The 21,664-nt window shown below is 71.0% G+C and carries 15 protein-coding genes; 4 read left to right on the top strand and 11 right to left on the bottom strand.

Going from position 1 to position 21,664, the window contains the following annotated elements:
- A partial coding sequence (locus NBZ85_RS09165) for a serine/threonine-protein kinase (protein WP_261561786.1) occupies positions 1-952 on the bottom strand: 952 nt, incomplete at its 3' end.
- Between the two features lie 1,012 nt (positions 953-1,964).
- Between NBZ85_RS09165 and NBZ85_RS09160 the strand changes: the two genes are divergently transcribed.
- Positions 1,965-2,444 (top strand): pyridoxamine 5'-phosphate oxidase family protein, encoded by a 480-nt coding sequence (locus tag NBZ85_RS09160; RefSeq protein ID WP_261555892.1) that lies wholly within the window; start codon positions 1,965-1,967, stop codon positions 2,442-2,444.
- Between the two features lie 17 nt (positions 2,445-2,461).
- Here NBZ85_RS09160 and NBZ85_RS09155 read toward each other — a convergent pair whose 3' ends face one another.
- The 6 genes from NBZ85_RS09155 to drmA form a co-directional block, all read right to left on the bottom strand.
- A complete protein-coding gene (locus NBZ85_RS09155) occupies positions 2,462-4,603 on the bottom strand; it encodes a UvrD-helicase domain-containing protein (RefSeq protein ID WP_261555894.1) in 2,142 nt (713 codons plus the stop codon).
- Between the two features lie 66 nt (positions 4,604-4,669).
- Entirely contained in the window at positions 4,670-6,259 is a 1,590-nt protein-coding gene (locus NBZ85_RS09150) for a serine/threonine-protein kinase (protein ID WP_261561785.1), read from the bottom strand.
- A gap of 96 nt (positions 6,260-6,355) precedes the next feature.
- The gene (locus NBZ85_RS09145; RefSeq protein ID WP_261555897.1) at positions 6,356-8,512 is read right to left on the bottom strand and encodes an HsdM family class I SAM-dependent methyltransferase; all 2,157 of its coding nucleotides are present in this window, start codon (positions 8,510-8,512) and stop codon (positions 6,356-6,358) included.
- Positions 8,513-8,515: 3 nt separating this feature from the next.
- On the bottom strand, positions 8,516-9,355 hold the full coding sequence (gene drmC / locus NBZ85_RS09140; RefSeq protein WP_261555899.1) for a DISARM system phospholipase D-like protein DrmC: 840 nt from the start codon (positions 9,353-9,355) through the stop codon (positions 8,516-8,518).
- Positions 9,356-9,413: 58 nt separating this feature from the next.
- Positions 9,414-11,339, bottom strand: coding sequence for a DUF1998 domain-containing protein (gene drmB, locus NBZ85_RS09135; RefSeq protein WP_261561784.1), 1,926 nt, complete (start codon positions 11,337-11,339; stop codon positions 9,414-9,416).
- Entirely contained in the window at positions 11,339-15,364 is a 4,026-nt protein-coding gene (drmA, locus tag NBZ85_RS09130) for a DISARM system helicase DrmA (RefSeq protein ID WP_261561783.1), read from the bottom strand. The genes drmB and drmA overlap by 1 nt, the downstream gene beginning before the upstream one ends.
- Positions 15,365-15,638: 274 nt before the next feature.
- Here drmA and NBZ85_RS09125 point away from each other — a divergent pair, with 274 nt between their 5' ends.
- Positions 15,639-16,529, top strand: coding sequence for a hypothetical protein (locus tag NBZ85_RS09125; protein WP_261561782.1), 891 nt, complete (start codon positions 15,639-15,641; stop codon positions 16,527-16,529).
- Positions 16,526-16,789: a PIN domain-containing protein gene (locus tag NBZ85_RS09120; protein WP_261555905.1), complete on the top strand. Its 264-nt coding sequence runs from the start codon at positions 16,526-16,528 to the stop codon at positions 16,787-16,789. Before NBZ85_RS09125 ends, NBZ85_RS09120 begins: the two co-directional genes overlap by 4 nt.
- 30 nt (positions 16,790-16,819) lie before the next feature.
- On the opposite strand, the gene NBZ85_RS09115 is transcribed toward NBZ85_RS09120, so the two are convergent.
- The 4 genes from NBZ85_RS09115 to NBZ85_RS09100 all read right to left on the bottom strand — a co-directional run bounded on the left by NBZ85_RS09115 (position 16,820) and on the right by NBZ85_RS09100 (position 21,344).
- The gene (locus tag NBZ85_RS09115; protein ID WP_261561781.1) at positions 16,820-18,037 is read right to left on the bottom strand and encodes a restriction system modified-DNA reader domain-containing protein; all 1,218 of its coding nucleotides are present in this window, start codon (positions 18,035-18,037) and stop codon (positions 16,820-16,822) included.
- Positions 18,038-18,145: 108 nt separating this feature from the next.
- A complete protein-coding gene (locus NBZ85_RS09110; protein WP_261555908.1) occupies positions 18,146-19,891 on the bottom strand; it encodes an ATP-binding protein in 1,746 nt (581 codons plus the stop codon).
- A gap of 623 nt (positions 19,892-20,514) precedes the next feature.
- Positions 20,515-20,868, bottom strand: a complete 354-nt coding sequence (locus NBZ85_RS09105) for a hypothetical protein (RefSeq protein WP_261561780.1) — start codon at positions 20,866-20,868, stop codon at positions 20,515-20,517.
- Positions 20,865-21,344 carry a hypothetical protein gene (locus NBZ85_RS09100; RefSeq protein ID WP_261555911.1) on the bottom strand — a complete coding sequence of 160 codons (480 nt, stop codon included), beginning with the start codon at positions 21,342-21,344 and terminating at the stop codon, positions 20,865-20,867. The genes NBZ85_RS09105 and NBZ85_RS09100 overlap by 4 nt, the downstream gene beginning before the upstream one ends.
- Before the next feature lie 63 nt (positions 21,345-21,407).
- On the opposite strand from NBZ85_RS09100, the gene NBZ85_RS09095 reads away from it, so the two are divergent.
- On the top strand, positions 21,408-21,575 hold the full coding sequence (locus tag NBZ85_RS09095; RefSeq protein ID WP_261561779.1) for a hypothetical protein: 168 nt from the start codon (positions 21,408-21,410) through the stop codon (positions 21,573-21,575).
- The last annotated feature ends 89 nt before the right edge of the window (positions 21,576-21,664 follow it).

The raw sequence follows: 21,664 nt of genomic DNA, 5'->3' as shown, positions 1-21,664 counted from the left end.
GGGCTTCGGGGGGCATCGGCAGCACGGTCGGAGAGCGCCAACCGTCGAGGGCCCGGGCGACGGCCGGCTCCGAGTCGTCCTCCGCCTCCGTGCCGCCGAGCAGGCCCAACAGCACCTCACCCGCGGTCGGCCGGGCGTCTGGTTCCTTCTGGAACGCGCGTCGGACCATATCGATCATCCCGACCGGCAGGCCGGACAGGTCGGGTTCCTCGTGCAGCGTCCGGTGCAGCAACACGTCGGGCGCGCCCTCCCCGAAGGGGGGCCGGCCGGTCGCGGCGAAAGCCATCACCCCCGCCCAGGCGAACACGTCCGCCGCCGCGCCGATCTGATCACTGTGGGCCTGCTCCGGCGCCATGTACCCGGGCGTGCCGATCCACACGGCGTCATCGTCGGCCGGCGCGGTCGTCCCGAGGGCGTTCGCGATGCCGAAATCAATCACCCGCGGCCCCGCGGGATGCAGCAGAACATTCGACGGGGTGAGGTCATGGTGTGCAATGCCGGCCGCGTGGATCGCGGTCAACGCCGACGCCACCCCGATACCGAGGCGTTCCAGATCGGCGGGCGACAGCGGACCGCCGGCCGCCACCGCCTTGCTGAGGGTCGGTCCGGGAACGAACTCGGTGACCAAATACGGAAATTCGGCGTCCGGACACGCGTCCAGCACCTCGGCGGTGCAGAATCCGGCGACCTGCCGGGCATGGGTCGTCTCCCGGCGAAAACGCTCGCGGAACTCCGCCTCGCTGGCATATTCCGGACGAATGACTTTGATGGCGACTAGCCGGCCGGTCGACGACTCGCCCAGATAGACCGTCCCCATGCCGCCCTCACCGAGCAGGCGCAGGACCCGAAAATCGCCGATCGCCACCGGGTCCGCCGCACGCAGCGGCGAGCCGTGCCGGTCGACCGCGGCAGTCTCCGTCGCGACGCCGGCGTCCGCGATGCTGCAGGTCATCGGTTCCACCTCATCGGGCCCGAGCACGGGTGCGGATGTCACCTCGTCCGAGTTCGATCGTCCGAGTCCGTCCGATTCTCCCTGGGCCGGCGTCGCGGGATCCGGAGGCGTCGGCCGGGAGAACCGGCACTCCCCGCTCCCGCCCAACGGCCGACAAAACTGTCACCCGGCATCCGGCAAAGCCCCGACGAGGACAGATAAGGCCCTATCAGGGCATCCCGCTCCGCCTGCACGGTGCCCGGCCGTCATCCAGTGGATGAAAGGGCCACGGAAACCCAACCAGCCAACTGTCCACGATCTCGGGCTTGCCGCCGACGACGGGCCGCGCCGGACGACGTTTGTCTGGCCGTCCGGCCCGGAGTGGGTCCGGTGGCCAGGGGCTACGCCCGCGGCCTACCCTTCGGCCGTCGCCGTGCGGCGCGTATCCGCTCCCCGAGGTCAGTCAGCTCGGTGCCGGTTCCAAGCGGCATCACGAATCACACGATCATGACTGGCGAGAGCCGGGCAGATCGAGAGGGATTTGTAGGGGTGGGGCCAATGGTGCGGCCCGGTCCGAGCGAAACGCTACCCTCGCCATGGGTCCGGGTCGGCCAGCGCCAGGTCGAGTATGTGCGCGCAGGCCGCCAGCTGCTCCGCGAAGGCTGCCCGCGCCACCTCGAGAATCGTTGGCCCGGTTTGCGGCGGCATCCGACCGCAAGCGAGTGGCCACCGTGGACCTCTCGCTCACTTTCGACTCAAGCTGGTGACTCTTCCCTACCGGGCTGATAGGAAAACCAGTGTACGGGTCATGCGCCCCAGTCGCTGGGCCCCGGCTTGCCGGCCGGCGCTCTCCTCCGCGGCGGGTGCCCCGGCGCCCGCCGCTCGTGCGACGTCTGCCGATACGGAAAGGCTTCGATATGACCAGCATGCCGCTGGCTGTCCTGGGACTGGTGCCGCGCACCTCCGATGCCACCCTCACCGACGCACCACGCAACGCCGTCTACCTCGCCCAGAAGAGTGAGCGGTTCCCCTCGTGACGCTCTCCCCCGTGGACATCGCTTTCATCGAAAAGAATCCCTCCGCCGCAATGATCACCACGACCACTGACGGCACGGCGAAGGCGGCGCGGGTGATCGTGGCGCTCGTCGACGGCAGGTTGTGGAGTACCGGTACCGTCGACCGGGCCCGTACTCGTCGGCTGCTGCGCGATCCCCGGTCGACGCTGTTCGTGTTCTCACCCGGCCACGGCTACCGTTCGCTCGAGACAACCGTGAAAATCATCGACGGGCAGGAGGGGATAGACGCGAATGTCCGCCTGTTCCGCAAGATCCGAGGGCGGCCGGCGGGGCCGATCGAATTCTTCGGAACCGAGTACGACGAGGAGGCTTTCCGCAAGGTAATGATCAACGACGGGCGGATTGTCTACGAGTTCGATGTCCTGCGGTCATCGGGCGTGGACCAACCTCTTACCGAGGCGCCCACGCTCAACTCCCGCTCTCAACACCAGTCGTAACGGCCCAGGGCGGCGGATCACGCGGAGCGGACCGCCGGGCCAACCTGGGCGAGGAACGGGCTCTGGGTGCCATGCCAGGAGACGTACAGCTCCTCCCGTGCCCGGGTGCACGCGACGAAGAGCAGGCAGCGCTCCCGCTGGACGTCCTGGGCGTGCGCGATTTCGTCTTCCCCGACTGGCGTGACCGCGCTCGGCGCGGGAACCTGGCGCTCGCCGACGCCAAGAACCGTCAGGCACCGGAACTCCAGCCCCTTCATCCGGTGCATGGTGCCGACCGCAACCTCCGGGCCTCCGGCCTGTTCGATCTGCGCAGGCTGCTGCTCGGGCAGCCGGGCCAGCAGCCGCGCGGGCACGCCCAGCCGATGCAGGGCGGGCAGCAAGGACTCGGCGAGCTTGTTGGAACGCACGGCGACGCCGATCTCGTCCGGCGCCACGCCGGCCCGTATCCAGGCTCGCACCTGTTCGGCGGCCTCCCGGATCTCATCGTTCCAGGTCGCGAAGCCCTGTAGCCGGGGCACGGGACCATGGATCTCCGACCGGTAGCCGGCCACCGAGTCCAGGCCGCCGTCCAGGTCGTCGATCGGTTCGCCGCGCAGCATGCCCAGGCTCCAGGCGAGGATCTCCGCGGTCGTCCGATAGTTCACCGTCAGCCGCGCGGACCGGCCGACCACCTGGATGCCGAGCTCCCTCAGGCTCACGCGGTTGTGGTAGATGCGCTGATGGGCATCGCCGGCGAGGAAGAAGTCGTCCGCGCCTGGCTCGACCGCCGCCCGCAGGAAGCGCCATTGCACCGGGCTGAGGTCCTGCGCCTCGTCGATCACCACATGCCGGTATGGCCGTTGCGGTGCCCGTTCCAGCAGACGCGCCGCCTCGACGCAGATCATCTCGTGAGTCCACCGGCCGGAGGCGCGCAGTTCTCGATCGAACTGCTGCCAGGCGGCCCACACCTGAGCTCGCTGGCGCGGCCCGAGCGGGCGGCCCCGCCCGGCCCGGCGCGCCTTCTGATACCCCACCTCGTTGAGGATCTCCTGCGCGAGGATGACCTGCCGCCATTCCTCCGAAAGAAAGCTCCCGGAGAAGGGGAGGCCGAGGCCGCGAGCGACGGTACTCCACACAGCCCGTTCCTCAGCGTCGGTCAGGATGGTCGGCTGAGGTTGCCAGGCCCGAAAGATCTCGTAGGCAATCTTGTTCACCGTTGCAACGGTGATCCGATCACGCATTAGCGGATCGTGGACCAGCAGGTCGAGATCCGCGGCCAGCGAGTCGCTCATCGTCGAGGTGAAGGTGGTCAGGAGCACCCGACCGACCCCCTGCGAGGCGAGATCGCGCGCGCGGTGCAGGGCCACGACGGTCTTCCCGGTCCCCGGTCCGCCGGTCACCCGGGCCGGCCCCCGAAAGCGAGCCCGAGCGATGCGACGCTGAGTCGGGTGCAGATACACCCGCCACAGGGCAAACGGGTGCCGGAACACCTCCAGCAGTTCCTCTGGCCCGTCCACGAGGACCACCCGATCCGCGCTGCGCTCGACCGCGGCAACCACGTCATCGGCGTCGAAGGACGCCCGGTCCGCCTCGGACGCGGCCCCGATCTCGGCCCACACCTCCTCCAGAGTCATCCCCGCCGCCAGGCCGAACAGCGCGTCCCACTGGTTCGGGGGAAGGAAGCCGCGCGCCATCTCGAGCTGCCGCACATCCGTCAGCACCCGGGCGAAGGCCAGCGTCTGCTCGTCGATGCCGAGCCGGCGCAGGTCCTTGTCCGCCACGTCGGCGAACAGCCTGCTGGGGACCTGCTCGGCCCGTCTGGTCAGCTCCGGAAGCGTCGCGTCGATCGCGACCACATCACGGATCTCGATCCGTCCCGTCGCCGCATTGATCGAAACGCGACGCCGCTGGGCCCAGGCGTAGGCGTCGTCATGCGGCAACACCTTCAGCAGCGTGTAGGTATCGCCTTTTTCCGGCTCGAGGACCACGCCCCGCCAGAACTTGTCGATGCGGATCGACCGGAACCGGTTGTCACCTGCGTTCCCGATCTTCTCTAGATGAAGACCGGCGTGGGTCGCCGCCTCGAACTTGGCGAACACGTCGAGCACCCGGTTCTGCACCTGTTTCTCCAGGGCCGCAAATCCGAGCAGGAACTCCTTGTCGATCCCGAGCCGCGCCACGCCACCGTCTCCCGTCGATTCCGCAAAGTTCGCTGCCCCGCGCTCCCCGTCCGCGAGCCGGCGGGCTCAACGGGCCGCCGCAGTGCCATCCGCGCCGGCGAGCAGCTCCCGGACCACGGGCACCATCGGGTGCTCCGGTCCCCAGACCCGCAGCAGGTCGGCGAGCAGCGCAGCGAGGCTCTCGGCTGCGGCGGCCCGATGGCCGGCCCCGAGCTGCAACAGCCCGATCTGGCGGCGCAGCTCGAGGACGCGGGGATCGTCCGCGCCGAACACCCGGGTCTCGTCGGGTAGCAGCGCCCCGAGCTGCTCCAGCGCCCGCGGCGTGTCGCCGATCAGAGCCCGGCAGGTCGCCTCCCGCAGGCGCGCGAGCAGCAGCCGTTCGCTGTTCCGACCGTCCCGGCGGGCGAGGTCGATGACCAGCCGTTCATACTCGCCGACAGCCTGGCGGAAGTCACCCCCTTCGAACAACAGCTCGGCGAGCTCGAGACGAAGCGCGAGCACGTCGGCGCTGTCGGTGCCCAGCGCCCGGCCGGCCCGATCGACGGCCTCCCCCAGGATCGCGGTGGCCTGGCTGTATCGGGAGGAGCGGGCCAGCGAGCGGGCCTCATCCCGGGCCCGGCGAAGCTCGACCTGGTCAATCCCGTCGGCGGGCGACGACCGCCCCTGCGGCACGGTCATCGCGTCCGACCGTGCCGGTTCCATGACGCCAGGACCCGGCAGGTCAGGACCCGGCAGGTCAGGACCCGGCACGGGAGGATGCACGCGGGCGGTGATCCGGTTGTACATCCGGACCGTGTTGTCCGCGGCGGGATCGACGATTCCGGGAAGAGGAACCAGGTCCGCCATCCAGCCGATCAGCGCCTCGTACACCGCCTCCGCCCCGGGCGGGCGTTCCTCCGGCGTCTTGCGCAGCAGGTCGGCGACCAGCCCGTCGAGACCCGAGGGAACGTCGGCGCGCAGGGTGCTGACCCGCGCCGGGACTTCCTCGACCTGCTGATGCATCACCGAGTAGGACGACGACCCGGCGAAGAGCCGCCGGCCGGTCAGCATCTCGAACAGGGTCGCGCCCAGCGCGTACAGGTCGGTAGCCGGCGCGCTGAGCCCGGCGAGCACCTGCTCCGGGGCCATGTAGGCGGGACTGCCGAGATGCTGCCCGGTCAAGGTGATCTTCGACAGGTCGGTGCGGTCGAGTGCGACCGCGAGGCCGAAGTCGAGCACCTTCACCGTGCCGTCCGGCTCCAGCATCAGGTTCGCCGGCTTGAGATCGCGGTGGACAAGGGACGCCCGATGCGCGACAGTCAGCACTGCGGCGGCCTGGGCCGCGATGGCCGCCGCCCACCCGATCGGCAGCGCTCCCTGCTCGGCGACGAGATCGGCGACGCTGATCCCATGTACCCGCTGCATGACCAGGTAGGGCCGCCCCTCGTGGGTGCCCGCGTCGTAGACGGCGGGAACCCCCGGATGCACCAGCCGGGCGGTTATTCGCGATTCACGGATGAAACGACGAACGAGCTCCTCGTCGGGCCGGCCATCGGGAAAACGGACGAACTTCACGGCGATCTCCCGGTCGAGTTTCACATCCCGGCCGACCCAGACCTCACCCATTCCGCCTTTGGCCAACGGCAGAGCCTCCAGCTCGTACCGCCGGTCGATCATCCAACGTCCGGCCATCGCGCCCCCGACCAGCCTTTCCCCATAGACGGCTTGGAACCATACTCCCATCGAAAAATATTCGCCGGGTAGGAGCCGGCATTACCGAGAATCGGGGTCACCACAGGCCCGCAGCCGGCCATCGGCTACACCGAGGTAGCCGACCCGAATGATCTCCTCGCCCAGTTCGGCCGCCTCGCGCACCGATCTCGCCAGCCGCCCGAGCCGGCGGAAGTCCGCCCCCAACTCCCGCTGGACGGTCAGTGCCAGCGCGGGAATACGGACCCGACGCAGGTCAGGCCGCGACAACGTCGAACCCGACCGGCTGCTGCCCCCGTCCTCATCGCCGACGCCCGGTCCCCCGGCCACCCGATAGCCCGCGGTCCGCAGGCTGCCCGCCAGAAAATGTGGATCGAGACGGTCGGGATCGACACGCAGGAGCGCAACCTTCGGCCCGAGCACGGCGCCCACCTCATCGATCACCTCGGCCGCGATCCCTCCCACCGCGACCGCGCAGACCACATCTCCGGATCGGAGCAGCAGCATTCCGGGAAGTTCGCCGGTTCGACCGGACGCTCCCCGGCCGCGCCGCACGTCGGCGGCGGTGAGCAACGGCAGGTCGCCACCGTCGGTTCTAGTCTGCAGCGGGGCCGTCAGCACCGTCAGCGCTCCGCCCTTCGCCAACTCTCCCACCGTGACCCAGGCCGGTTGCGTCGCGCCGGTTGTTTCGGACGCCACCGCGGGTTCCGAGCCGGCGTCGGATGCTTCGGCCGGCGATGACATGCCCGACGGCGATGGCATGCCCGGCGGCGTGATACTCGACGTTAACGCCGACAGCGACGACAACGCGGCCAGGAACTCCTCGCGCACTGCCGGGAACTCGCGCTCGATGACGCTGTCCGGATACACCGGGACGTGGCGCCGCGGATTCAGGTCAACCTCGCCGTCGAGCAGGTCGGCGACCGGCATCCGCCGGAATCCGGGCGGCAGGCTCGCTCCACCCGGTTCGATCACCTTACCCGGCTCGCCTACCGCGGCCGAGCCGGTGAACGACGACCAGGCCCTCTCGACCGCGCTCGGATCGGTGCTCGCCAGGCCCATGAGCACCTGGGCGGGGGGCGCGTCGTCGCCGGGCACCCGCAGCACCCACAGGTCCGGCGCAGAGCCGGCGCCGAACAGGTCTGGTGGCAGCCCCAGCACGGCCCGCAGCGCCCCGGCCCGCAGCAGATTCGCCCTGATCCGCCGCCCAGCGGGTCGGGATGCGGCGGCGGCCGGCATGAGGACCAGCACCGGCGCTCCGCGCCGGCCGTGGGCCAGGCAGTGCTGGACCCAGGCCAGTTCCGGCTCGCCCCGCGGCGGCAGCCCGTAGCTCCACCAGGGCGAGTCGACCAGCTCGTCGTGGGGCCAGGACCGCTGGCCGGACGGCGGCCCGCACAGCACGACGTCGGCCCGCTCCCCGCCGAAGGCATCCGCCAGCAGGGAGTCCGCCGCGACGATCCGTACGCCGACGCCATGCAGCAGCAGCCCCGCGGCGGTGATCCGGGCCGCCGTCGGATCGATGTCCTGGCCGAGTAGCCGGCGGACGCCCACGGCCCGCGCCGCCTCCAGCAGCCCACCGACCCCGCAGGCGGAGTCGAGGACGGTGAGTTTCCCGGACCTCCCCCTCAGGCCGGCGAGTCCGACCATCAGTTCCGCGACGGCGGGCGGGGTCTCTGCCACCTGCCGGGAGTACACCTCGCGATAGCGGACCCGCAGAACCTCGAAGAGCGCACCGTGCCCGTCCCGGTCGGCAGCGGCGGCCGCGGACCGGGCGACCGGCACCCAGGCCGGCTCCCAGGTCGGTGGAAAGCCGACGGGAAGGTCCGGCGCGGCTCGCTCGATCGCCGACCCCAGCAGTCGAGCGGCCGCGGCGTCGGGCTCCCCGAGCAACCCGATCGCCGCGTCCCGGTCCCGCTGGTGATGGAGCAGGAAGCCGCCCAGGTGCCCGACCAGCTCACCCAGCCGGGGATCGTCGACGGTCCCGCGGATCTGCTGCCAGACCCGGTCGCCGACCTCGACGCGGAACGGGCGGTCATGCCGGTCGAACCAGTCCTCCACCGCCGTCAGCGCGAACAGCGGACTGGTGGAGGTGCCGCCGACCGGCTGCGGGAAATCGATGAACCGGCGCCGCCAGTTGCTGACGGCCGCGCGGCCCACACCGGCGAGGCGGGCGATGTCGGATGCGGTGACCGTGGCCGAGACGTCGCTACCGTTCGGCATCGCTCAGCTTCCCGCCGCCGGCTCGGTGCCGGGAAGGAGGCGGGCCAACACGCCGCTCGTCTGCAACGCGGCGAGGTGCTCGGCAGCTCGGCGCGGGGGCGCCCCGCCCCGGACGAGCAGACCGGCCTCGATGTTCTCCTCGACGCCCGAGGAGGTCAGGTTGGCGCTCGACACCAGCAGCGCCCGCCGGTCGGCGACAGCGATCTTGGCGTGCATCCGGGCGCCGGGGTGCCCCCGGCGCCCGGTCGGCCAGTGCCACAGCTGCACCCCGCGCACGCTCGCGAACGCGGCCGCCGGCTCGCTGCCGGCCAGTCCGCCGCCGGCCCCCTGGAGGGTCTCGACGACGACGCTGACCGCCACCCCCCGCTCTGTCGCGGCGCTCAGCGCGGTCAGCAGCGGCGGGTAGGGGCGCGCCGCGTAGGTCATGAGCATCAGCTCCATCGTGGCCTCGGAGACCAGGTCCATCAGCACCCGGGCGGTCGCCCGGACCGGCACCTCACGGCTACTCGGTCCGCTCCACACCGACTCCACCCGTGTCTCGGCGGCCCGCCCGGCATAACCGGCGCTGACCCCGTGCAGGTAGGCGGCAGCCTCCGCCAGGGCGATCTCCTCGGCTCGGCGGGCGCGCAGGACCGCCCGGACGGCGTCCCGGGCGGCCGGCCCGGCGACGGCGGCGATCACCGTTTCCTCCCACCCAGGCTCTCCCACGGCAGCCCCGGGCGGGGCCGGTCGCGGGCCGATCCGATCGGCGAGCTCACCCAGCCGGGCCGGGCCCAGAATGCTTACGGCGTCGGCGACCGCCGCCGCAAAGTCGCCCACCCGGCCCGGTTCAGACGGTGCCATCGACGCCGATCACCTGTGCACGCTCACCGGGATTCTCGATCATCATGGATCTCCGCCCTTACGGCAGCTCGTCGAACAGGGCGAGGTCTCGGTACTGCGGGCTGTCGCCGAGAGGAACAACGAAGCGGCGATCGAGGAACCGGTTACCGCGCTCGCAGGTCGTCTCGGAGACGAACAGGCAGACGTGGCAGGCGGCGCCGTGCAGGAAGTCGGCGGGTGCATACGGCAGGCGTTCGGCGCACAGCGGGTCCGACGAGCAGTGCCGGGCGTCGGCCAGGGCCCGGCGGGTGAGCCGAAGGAGCTGGTCGGGTTCGGCGAGGGACACCAGCCCGCCCAGGGTGCCCTCGGCGTCGGGGACGGCGGTGTAGATGAGGATGCCGCCGCGGGGATCGTCGTCGGAGCCGGCGTAGATGCGCTCGCTCAGGCTCGCCGAGCTGTACCCGCACTCCAGGGCGATGGTCCGGATCAGCAGGTGGGACAGGGAGTGCAGGGCGATGAACCGCTCCCCGGGCCAGCCCTGCATCGGGTCGAAGTCGCCGGCAATCCGATCCGAGTAGCGGTTCACGCGGAAGCGGCTGTACGCGTCGCGGTGCTCGCGCATCTGCGTGCTGTCGGCGACCCGGGCCACCCACGGGCCGAGGATCTCCTCGGGTACCCGCAGGAAGATGCCCTCGCCGCGGACCTCGCTGGCCGGCACCCAGGTGGCCGGCCCACGGGTCAGGGGGGCCCGGATGACAAGGTCGGGATCGTCCGGGTCGGGGGCGTCGAGCCGGGTGAACCCGGTCAGCGCCCGCACCTCCCGCAGCCGCTCGGCCTGCACGACGTCGGCGTAGAAGCGGACCAGCCGGGGCGGCACCCCGTCCGGATCGCGGCGCAGGGCGAAATCGTCGCTGGGCTCCGGAAGCACCCCCGAGGAGAAGATGTCCCATTCGGGGGTGCGCAGATCCGGGTAGCCCCGTTCGTCGCCCTCCTCGGCGCCGTCGCCGTCAGCCGCGCCCAGCGCCGCCCGATGCCGCTCGACCGCGGCCCAGACCTCGGCGTCGGTCCACCGCTCCAGCTGGCGGAACACCGGCATCACCGACCGGGAGAACCCCATCATCGTCTCGCCGGGGATCTGGCTCAGTTGCTCCCAGTGCTGCTCGACCTTGGCCACCAGCTCGCTGGCGCCGGTGCGGGGAACGGAGAGCACCGACAGCGTCTGGGCGAACCACTGATTGGACGCGCCGACAACCAGTAGCCGGGATTCGGCTCGGCAGCCGTCGTCGGCGAACGTTCCCAGGTGCGGGTGACGGCCCCGGCAGTGGGGCAGGTTCGCCGCGCCGCGGCGGCCCATCGCGTCCCGGATGTTGCGCCGCGCGTCGCAGTTGACGCACCGGATCTCGACGTTGGCCCCGAGGTTGCCGCCTCGGTCCTCCATCCGCAGCCGCGGGTGGCTCGCCTTCCCACATTCGCCGCCCCGGTGGACGAACATCACGTAGGGGAAGTCGTCGAGATGCCCGGCGGTGCAGGCCAGCACGAAGCGCGCGGCCACGGCCAGCGGCCGGCGGCCCGACTTCTTGCGGCCGCACACCTCGTGGAAGAAGCGGGCGTCCTGCGGACGGTGCAGCCACGGGTTCTCGAACATGAAGGTCCGCGAGGCGATCACGTCGAGCTCGTTGCAGGCGGTGCAGCGCAGCCAGTTCGGGAACGGCGTGGTCGGCACGCCGATCCGGGCACCCTGGCCGCTGCGGTCGCCGGGGTCGGTCTCCGCCCAGGGGGCCGGCCGCAGCTCGGTGACGGTGCGGTCGTACACCCGGCGCACGGCGGCGAGCAGCCGGGGCTCGGCGATCGGCTCGTACTCGGGGACGTTGCGGTAATCCCAGTCGTCGAGCCCGCGGACCAGGGCGGAGAAGCTCGGCAGGTCGACGAGGGCGCCGACCCCGCTGGTGAACATCAGATGGCTCGGCCGGACCGCGCCGACACGCCGGTGGAACCTGGTGGCCATCAGATACCCCTCCCCTGCCGGGCCCGCGCCGGGGCCAGCCGGGTCTCCCCGAGTTCGTCGCCGACCGGAGCATCGTCGGGGTCCCGGGCTTCGGGGTCCCGGGCTTCGGAGTCCCGGTCGTTCTCACCGATGTCGGCGTCCGCGTCCGGTGGCGCCCCGAAGCTCCATCCCGGTTCCCCGTAGGCGGAACTGTAGATCTCGTCCGCGCCGGGGACGAGGAGGTTGATCTCGTTTTCGGTCTCCCGCATCGACTGGGCGACGGTGAGGACCTCCCAGCGGCCGTGGCCGGCCGGCTCCAGCAGGCCGGTGACCTTCTGCGGCCCACCGCTCTTGCGGTAGCCGAGCCGGGTCGGCCCCGTCATCATCAGCTGCCAGCGGTCGACGAGTTCCCGCAGCCGCTCGCCGAGGTACTCCGCACCGCGCGGGCCGGCGACGGCCTCCGCCCGGGCCAACAGCCGGTTGATCAGGCCGGTGGCGACCGGGCCGGCGAGGTCCACGGCGTGCGCGTCGGTGTTGCGGGTGTTCGCGTCGTCGAGGTGCCGCAGCGCGGCGACGAACGTGCCGGTGGCGGTGCGGTCGAGCGAGCGCCGGGTGAACGGGGTGACCGACAGGGCCTCGACCTGCCGGTAGAAGCTGGCGTGGTAAGGCTCGAAGTCCTCGTAGTGGGCGAGGTCGCGGGGCCGCGCCCAGTTGTAGAGGGTGACGACGAGCCCGGGCCGCGCCGCGTCGCGGCCGACCCGCGACGACGCCTGGATGTACTCCGCGGTGTTCTTCGGCTGCCCGATGACGGCCATCAGCCCGAACCGGGAGACGTCGACGCCGACCTGCAGCATCGAGGTCGCGAGGACCACGTCGACGGGGATCCGGTCCTGGCGGGCCCGGGCTCGCTCGGCCACCGGATGGCCGGCCGGCCGCTCCCGGGCCCGACTGTCCCGGGCGCGGTACACGTCCCGCCAGTTGTCGGCGATCGCCTGCCGCCGGGTGGAGGTGTCGAGGTCGGGATCGAAGGCGATCTCCAGCCGCTTCAGCACGTCGCTGATGTCCGCCGAGGACACCCGGGAGGTGAGTTCGGAGATGGTGAGCATGCCGGAGGCCGGGACGATGCGGTTGGACAGCCCCTTGCGCGTGCCGTGGGTGCGCACCCGGGTGGTGACGTCGTCGTCGAGGTAGCGGCGCATGCCGGCGAGTTCCCGGGTGGCGTTGAAGTAGCCGACGAGGGTCTGGTACGCCTCCGCGGCCTCCCCGTGCCGGTCGAACAGGGTCTGCCCGGCGAGGAGCAGGATCTCGGCGAGCCGGATCTCCGCCGACTTCATCCGGGCGCCGTGGGCGCACACCCCGAGGTAGCGCCGCCCCGGCTCGGCCGGGGTGACGGGGACCTGACGGGAGAAGAAGGTGTCGGCGACGTCGATCACCTGCGGCGGGAAGACGGCGAGGCTGCGGCCGAACACGCCGAGCACCTGGTCGCGGGCCCGCTTGGTGGTGGCGGTGGAGGCGACGATCTTCGGCCCGGTGAGCGTCGTGCCGCCGGCGGCACCCGCCGCGGTGTCCGCCGCGGCGGTCGGGACAGGCCAGGAGCACAGCTCGTCGACGGCGCTCTCGAACAGGCCGACGGTGGTGCCGAGCGCGCCGGAGATGAGGTGCAGCTCGTCCTGGATGATCAGATCGGGCGGGCGCAGCCGGCGCACCGGCTCGCTGGCCACGGCCGGCAGGTCGCCGCGGCGATGATGCCGGGACCCGCAGCCGGTGCGGGCGTCGAGGTCGTCGTGGCGGTAGCCGTGCCGGGGGCAGTGCTCGCGCACCCGGCCGAACAGGATCCCGGCCTCGCCGCGCCAGGGCAGCTGGGCGAGCTTGTCGACGGTGGCGATGACGAGGCTGGGGGCGTACCGGTAGATCTCCTCGTCGACCGTGAGGACCGGCAGGCCCTCCCCGGGGGACAGCCGGCGGGAGAACGGGCAGGCGTCGGCGCCCTCGCCGTTGGGACCAGTCTCGCCGTTGGGACCAGTCTCGCCGTTGGGGCAGTAGAGCAGGACCCGGCGGGTGTCGGAGTCGACGTGGGCGTCGGTGTGGGCGGCCAGCGCCGTGCCGCACCACGGGCAGCTCAGGGTCTGCAGGACGTTGGCCCGCTTGCCGTTACCCACCTCGCGGGCCTCGGCGATCTGGTCTCGGGCGTCCTCGAACCGGTTCGGGGAGACGCCACCGCCGACCCACAACCCGATCCGGAACGGCACCACGCCCCAGGTGGCCTCGTCGGCGCGGCGCAGCACCTCGGCGGCGCAGACCAGGGCTGCGGCCCGCTGGAACTGCTGGGCGGTGAGCAGCCGCAGGGTGTAGCGCATGAGGACGGCGACGCCGGCCTCGCCGGAGCGGGCGTCGCGCCCGGTGCCGATCGTGCCCTGCAACCGGCGGATCGCGAAGGTGAAGGCGGTCAGCCCCAGGTAGGCCTCCGTCTTGCCGCCACCGGTCGGGAAGAACAGCAGGTCGACGACGGCGGTGGCGTCGGCGGCCCGCTCCGGGTGGGCCGGATCGGTCAACGCCGGCAGGTTGAGCAGGACGAACCCGAGCTGGAACGGCCGCCAGGACGCCGCCCTGGCCCCGTCAGCCTCGACCTTCCTGGTTGCCTCGGGGTAGCTCAGGCCGTGCTCGTCGCGCAGCCGGGCAATGGCGGTGTGCCGGCGTTGGGCGGCCATCGCCCGGTTGGCGAACCGGAACGCGGCCAGCGCCTCGCCCTGGCGGGGCTGGGCCGGGTCGGTGAGCAGGACGATCCCGGCGCGGATGCGACCCACCGCCACCCGGGCCTCGCCGATGGCCGTCCGGGCGGCCGGCCGCAGCCGCTCGGGCAGGCTCGGCACCTGCGTTTCACGCTCGTCGAGCCAGGCGTTGTAACCGTCAGCGAGCGGGGCCAGCCCGCGGCGCAGGTCCGCGGCGTCGGCGACGGCCAGGGCGTCCATGGCCAGTTCGACGTGTTCCAGCGGGGTACCCGGGCCGGCGGGCGCGATGGTCGACGGGACGTCATAGGTGGGCAGCCAGGTGGTCTCCAGCCGGTGGGCGCGACGCTCACCGGCACGGACGGCGGGATGCACGGCGACGTTGCGGCCGTTCGCATACCGCCGCTGCGCCCGGTAGAGCAGCCGCAGGTGCAGCTCCTCGTGGTCGGCGTGGTCGGCCCCGGCACCGTCCTCGGGATCGTCGACGGGCAGGAAGACGGCGCGCTCGCCGTCGAGCGCGGTCACGGTGAGCCGCGGTTGGAACAGCCAGGCCGTGTCGGCATGCGACGGCGGCTCCGGCTGGCCGTTGACGAGGGTCAGCTCGACGATCCGCCGGCCCGACCGCGCGCGCAGAACGACCACGAGGAAGATCCCCGTCTCGTCGTCGCCGGCCAGCGGCACGCGGTACGCGTCGGAGCCGAGCGAGCCGTCGAGGCGGATCTCCCGGTTCGCGTGGACGACCGGCTCCCGGGCCCAGGCGGTGCGCTTGCGCCCCTCGTCGTCCTCGATCTCCCGCCGGACGTACTGCCCCCAGGTGGCGGTGACGGCGACGACGTCGACCGCCGTCCCGGCCGGACCGGCCGGGACGGCGAACGACAGCCCCATCGACGAGGCCCAGATCCGGCCCCGGTTCTGCGGGGTGAGGATCTCCGGCAGGTCGGTGTCGGCGTCGCCCTGCACCGCCGTCTCGGTGTCGGCCACCGTGTCGGCGGCGGCTGCCTCCCGGGCTCCGCGCGGGGCGGGCTTCGGGCCGAGCATGCCCACGAGGTACCGCTCCCGGGGCCCCATCGCCCGGTGGTGGAACACCTCCTGCTCCCCGTCCCAGGGTCCGAGCAGGTCGCGGCGGACGAGATCGGCGAGGGCGTCCCGGACCTCGTACGAGGTCGCCGGGACGAACTCCACCGGCTTGTCCAGGATCTCCGCCGGCGAAGGGCCGTCCGAGGTACCGGCGCCGCCCCCGCTCACACCCCCCGATCCGGCGAGCGAGGGCGAGGCGCCCTTCTCCGAGGGAAACAGCGCGTCCTGACCGTCCAGCGCCACCACGGCTCATCTCCCCCTCGAAGCGGTCGGGTCCAGCGCACCCCACACGCCGAACCTGTGTACCGAGTTCACAGACTACACCGCGACCACGGCTCGCGTAAGGGCACCATCCCACGCAGGTCCGACAGATCCCGTTCGCCTACTACGCCCCAGCGGCTCGCCCGAGCGGCTACGGTTAATCCAGCTACTCGCAGTAACACCATCCCTACGTGTCAGCCCGATGCGACGGTGGGCATCCGATGGAGGAAGTCGGCGTCAGGGCGGAGGTGACCCGATGACGGACGATGCGCTGCTGACCATCCGAGCCTCGGGCCCGGCGACCACCGGCGGCCGCCTGCCGCTGGCCGAGCTGGCGCGGATCGCCGGCGAGTTCCAGGCCACCATCGAACGGATCGCGCTCGGCCTGAGCGGGCTCGCCCCCGCCGCCGGCCCTCGGCCGAAACGCGTCGTCGAAGCCGTCGGCATGGAGATACGCGCGCTGACGAGCGGGTCCGCCGTCCTGACCGTAGGACGAATCGTCGAGCCCCTGCTCGGAGACGATCTCCTGCTCGGTTCCCTGGAGGCGCTCGAGACGGGGCTCGACGCCATCGCCCATGGCCGGCCTGCGCCGGAGGTCTTCACCGCCCCCGTCCTTGACGGGCTGTTGAAGCTCTCTGGCGGCGTCGCGGACCAGACGTTGGTGGGCGTGGACATCCATCGCGGCGGGCGAACGACGATCCACTTCGACCGGGAACTGCATGCCCGGGTTCGTGCCGCTCGGAACGCGGTCAGCGTCGCGGAAAGGACGATTGTGGGCCGGCTGCAGATGGGGGACTTCGCCCGAGGCTCGTTGCGCTGCCGGATCGACACGATGACCGGCAGTATCACGTGCACCTTTGGCGAGGAGCTCAAAGAGAACGTCCTCGCGGCGATGGGCTCGCTGGTGCGCGCCCGCGGGCCCGCCGAGTCGACCGCGGGTGGGGCGATCCGGACGTTCACGCTCCGCGCGGTTGAGCAGCTGCCCGGCTCCCCCCATCGCACGCTGGACGAGCTGGCCGCGCAACAGAAAGTACGACCGGTGCGGAGCCTGGCCGAACTGACTCTGTCGGAGCCGCTGACCGACGAGGAGTACGCCGACTTTCTCACCGCGGCGATGTCTGCACGTGGAGGCCAGCCGCCACAGTGAGCGACTACGTCATCATCGATACCGACGTCTTCTCCGCAATCACCAGCTCCCGGGCGACCGCGACGCGATACGAGGCCGTGCTACGGGACAAAACCCAGGCGCTCACGTTTGTCTCCATCGCCGAACTGCTCTACGGAGCGCGGCACGCCGGCTGGGGCGAGCGTAAACGAGCGCCACTTCGGCGGACTGCCGGGCCTGACCGTGATCAGCGCAAAGGATCCGGAAACAAGCTCGGTCGACTGATCCACCGTGTCCTCTGATCCACCGTGTCCTCCTTGGATCGGTCGGCCTCACGGGGAGGGACGACGAGGGAGCGACCGGGCCAGATCTCGGCGCAGGTTCCTGAGGCTGATGAGCTGCCCGCTCGTCGGGTCGGGTGCCTTCCAGAACTCCCAGCCGTCCGTCTGACGCGCGGAATCCGGCAGACCGGGGCCGGCGATATCAACCTTCGCCGCCGCCCCCGCCGCACTCAACGACAGCCGCTCCCCACCGAAACGGACCTTCCCGTCCGGTAGTACCTCCGCGGTGCGCCGCCCGCCGCGATAGTCGGCGGTCAGCGTGCTTCCGGGCTGCACGATGCCGGCATTGAGCAGGTCGGTCAGCTTCAGGCTCCGTTCCTCGGGGGTGATCCGAGCTGGACTGGTCGCCGAAGTCGGAACCGAAGCCGGAACCGAAGTCGAGGCGACGACGGTCGACGCGGGCGGGCCGGTGGTAGCGCTCACCGTCGAGCTTGGTCGGGGGGAGGAGCCGGCTGCTCCGGCTCCGGCTCCGCCCGGCGATGGTGGAGGTGATGCGGCCGGCGGCCGGGAGGACGCGCTGGGCGCGGAGCCGGCCGCCGGGAAGTCAAAGGTCGCGCGGGCCCGGATCAGCCCGGCCCGCACGTCGGCCTCGCTCAGGTCCCGCGTGCGCCGGTGGACCAGCGAGACGAGTTCGGCTGCCGGGTCACCGCCGTCGAAGAGCTCCGCGAGGGCGGACCGGAGCTGGCCGTCGACGAACTCGGCGCGCCACAGGTCATCGATCCGGTCGCCGTTCATCGCGTCCTTGCTGAGCAGGGCAAGTACGTCCGCCGCGCCGCCCGGATCCGCGGATATGCTGACCGACCGATAGAGCTTCTGGTCGACCGGGACCGGCGCGTGCGCGTTGTAGATGCGCCATTCATCACCGTTCGTGAGCACCACCCATCGCACCCCGGCCGACGTGGCGTAGCTGAGCACCTGGGTCGCCCACCTGAGCTGGGAAAGATCCTCTCCGAGCCCCTTCGCCTCGATGAAGAGACGGGGTCTGCGCAGCAGGAGCAATGCGTAGTCCACCGGGTTCGCGGACGGGCCGAACCGGTACTCCCGGTTGACCTCGTCGAGGTCATGGATGTCCCAGCCCAGTGCCTCGATGACGGGTTCTATCAGGCTGGCCTTCGTGTTCTGCTCACCGATACGCTGCCCGTGCCGGTACCGCCTCAGCCGCTCGGCGCACTCCTTGAGCGTCTCCTGCAGCGTTCGCGCCACTCTCACCCCAGCCACCGATCGCCTGCTGTCCTGGGGCAATGGGCGGCGCCCTCTCCCCAGCAACAATCAGTATCATCTGGTTACCCAACGCCGCATCAGGGTTCCGCTGGACCGTCAGCCGCGCAGCTTCCAGCGGTAGCTTCGCTGGCCGGGCCGCGGTTCGGTCCGCACGACGTCGCCCATCTGGTGCAGCCAGCGCAGCACCCCCTGGGTTGTCAGTCCCAGCGCGTCCGCGATCTCACGGGTATCGCGTGGACCATCGGCGAGCAGAGCGCGGATTTCCGTGACGCGATTCTGTCGCGCTGCCGGTCGGTGTTCTCTGCCTGCACCCGCGCCGCCGGGGCCGCCGGTGCCGAGTCCGTCGGCAAAACGCCAGAGGGTCCAGCGGCGATCCCGGGTCTTTTCCAGCAGACCTGCCGCGGCCATGCCGGTGAGCTCCTTGGACGCGGTCACCGAATCGCATCCGGTGAGACTCCGGTACTGCTGGTTGGTGATCGTCGTGTTGCGGTGCAGGAAGGCGAGACCGAGCCGCTGGTGGTCGCTGAGCGCCGCGGTGTCGATGGTGGACAGCCAGGCCACGGCCTCGTCGTCCAGCAGGCTGTGATTGCGGAACACGACGCGGAACTCGCGGACGTTGTCGATCAGCTCGGGTGGCTCGATTCCCGCTCCGCGCAGCGCCGCGGCCATGGCCAGCAGGCCCGACCCGCGGTTCTCACAGACCGTCCGGCCTGTTCCCGGTACCTCCACATCCTCGAGGAGCTTGGCCAGCAGCGAGTTCCGGGAGGACGAGACCGCTTCGGCCAGCAGATCCTCTTGGTTGACCGGACCGTGGAGCCCTCCCGGGTTGGCCACCACCAGCCGATCCGGATAGAGCTCGACCCGAACCTGCGTCCCCTGCGCCAAGGGGTGATAGTCGCGGTGCATGAGGGCGTTGGCGATGACCTCGCGGACCGCCTCCTCGGGATACTCCCACTGATCCAGCCGGCCCATCCCGACGATCACCGAGCGTCGTTTCATGTTCCGCCGCACCGCGGCCAGGGCGGTGGCCACCATGATCGGCACCGAGCCGTCTATCGACTGGTTGTCGAGGAACCGGGTGCCGTCCCGCAGCGGCTCGCCCGTCACGGTGGGGTAGGCGACGAAGGTGACGTCGAGCTGCGGATAGAAGCTCTGGGGATAACGGCCGAGGGCCAGCAGTCCCGCCAGGCTCGGTCTTGCCCCGTCGTCGGTGTCGATGAGCACCCGCAGCAGCCGCAGCATCTCGTCGTCCGACACACTCGTGAACAGCGGGCCCCGGGTGGCGCGCATCCTGCGCAGCAGCGACGCGACGAGGTCGGCGTCGAGATCCGCCGGGGTCGCCTCCAGGACGGGAAGCAGGTCGTCGCGCGGCTGCCCGCGTGAGGCGACCAGAACGTGCACCTCGTAGAACGACAGCAGCCTGTCACCGTCGTGGGTGCGCAGGTAGCAACCCCGCTCCCGCCCGCGCGCCTTCACGTGGCACGGCTTCTGGCACGGCTTCCGGTCAGCCGGCAGCTCGTCTATGCGGGCCGCGACGACCGGCTGTCCGTCGACCACCCCGATGTCGATCTCCGCCCGGATCGCTGGTTCCAGCTGGTCGGCGCAGGTGGACGCAAGATCGTTGGCGAGTTTTCGCGCGTCGATCGCCACCGGCTGGAACCCACGTGCCTCGTCGAGGCCGAGGATCAGCAGACCGCCCCGGGCGTTCGCGAAGGCGGACACCGTCTCCACGATCGATTTCGGCAGCCCGCCCTCGGCGGCCTTCACCTCGATGGCCTGCAGGTCGGTACGAGCCCGACGGACGCGGATGACCGCCTCGTCCACCTCGTTCTGGAGACTCATCGCTACGTTCCACCACCCACAACTTGCAGTTGATCTACAACTTGAGCGACAACTTAGCCTACAAGTTGTCGCTCAGTTGTCGCTAACCCCAACGAAGTTGTAGATCGTTTATAGATCACCTTCCAGAGGTCCAAGCGAACGCCAGAGGTCCCAGCGAACGATCGTGGTGTTCCGCGGCGCCGTGCCACGGTCGTCGCGCTTGCGCCGTCGGGCGGGCACACACGGTTCGGTTGCGGTTCGGTTGCTGCGGGCGCCGCAAGCCTTTCTCGTAATGCTGCCGGGGCGGGACCGTCACGGTCGCTGCCGCTGCGGCGTCTGCACAGTTCTTTGCCGGTCCGGTCCGGGTCGACGATGACGTTCCGTGGCCGGGGAGGGGGCCGGGAGCGGGGGTGCGCGTGGGAACGGCGCCACCTGGTCCATGTGTAGGGACGAAACGGACGCCGAACCCATCAGAGCGACCAGGCAGGCGCTCTCCCACGCATCCACCCCGATGAAGATTCCGCGGAACCGCCCGCCCGCTCCGCGAGGCCGAGCAGGGAGGGCTTCGGGCTCACCCCGCTTGGTCGCGGCTCAGCGCCGCCACCCCCATCCGCAACAAACGCAACTGTCCGACGGTTCGACTGTCAGTCGGTGGCCCTGGGATGGCCGGTGCCGGCGTAGATCACCCATGCGGTCCGGTTCTGATCGTCGATCAGATACCAGATGCGTCCGCCGCTGGTGACCTCGTACTGCCAGCGTTCGAGCGTCTGGCCTTTGAACGTCGCGGTGCCGAGGGTCCCCTTGAGGCGGTGGTGGCGACCCGGGTTGTCCCGGGCACACGGCGACGATCGGATCGCGTCGAAGGCTTGGCGCAGGTTGCCCGGGGCTTGTCGGGCGAGGTGTTCCCAGCCGTCGGCGGCGTCGCTGGTGGCGAAACGGATGTCGTACTCGCCGTCGGTGGGCGGTGCAGCGGCGCGATCGCCCCGCTTCGGGCTCACTCGGTTTCGACGGCGGGGGGCCTGGAGACCGGGCCGAGATCGCCGTCTGGTTCCCGGGTGAGCAGCGCGTGCAGGGCGGGATCGGCGTGGATCTCGGCGCTGTGCCGCCACTGGGCCAGCAGAATCGCGATGGGAGCCAGCGTGTTCAGCGCCATCGCCCCACGTGCCGTTCCGATCAGCTCGGTGAAGAACGTGTCGACGTCCTCCGGTGGCAGGAAGGTCGTCCAGGGCAGGGCGTCGGGCAATGCCTGCCGGAGGGCGGCGGCGTTACCGGTGTGGACCAGGCCGGCGAGCATGCGGGTGGCGAAGTCGACCACGACGGCGTCCTGTTCCAGCTGATCGACGCGCATCAGGGCGAGGTCCCCCGTGCCACGGCGGCGCAGCCGTAGCGCCCGTACCTCGTCGAGCCGCCGGGTGGTTGCCGCCGGGTGGTGGAGGAGCTCACTGAACGGGACTTCCTCGTAGACAGCGGTCACGACATCCACAGTAGTTCGGATGTCAGCGAACCTCAAGGTCGTCGGGGCCCGGTCGGGGATCTCTTGATCCGCTTCAACCAGCTCATCACCCTGCCGCTGGTCGACATGATCGAGCACGGCCGAGCCGACCAGGCCTGGCGGGACTCGGCGCCCACCTTCCACTCGAAAACCCTCGGGCCTCACTTCGAGAATCGTGCCCGGGAGTGGACCCGCGCGTTCGCACCCGCCTGACCGACCTCGGCCATCACACCGCCAACGCCGCCCTTGCCGTCTACTCCCTCCTCGGCTTCGACCCCGACCTGCGCCGGACCGCCACCCAC

Source organism: Frankia tisae, from assembly GCF_025403405.1.
Lineage (GTDB): Bacteria > Actinomycetota > Actinomycetes > Frankiales > Frankiaceae > Frankia > Frankia tisai.
The sequence above is the reverse complement of the archived record's forward strand: the minus strand, read 5'-3'. Positions and strand labels throughout refer to the sequence as shown.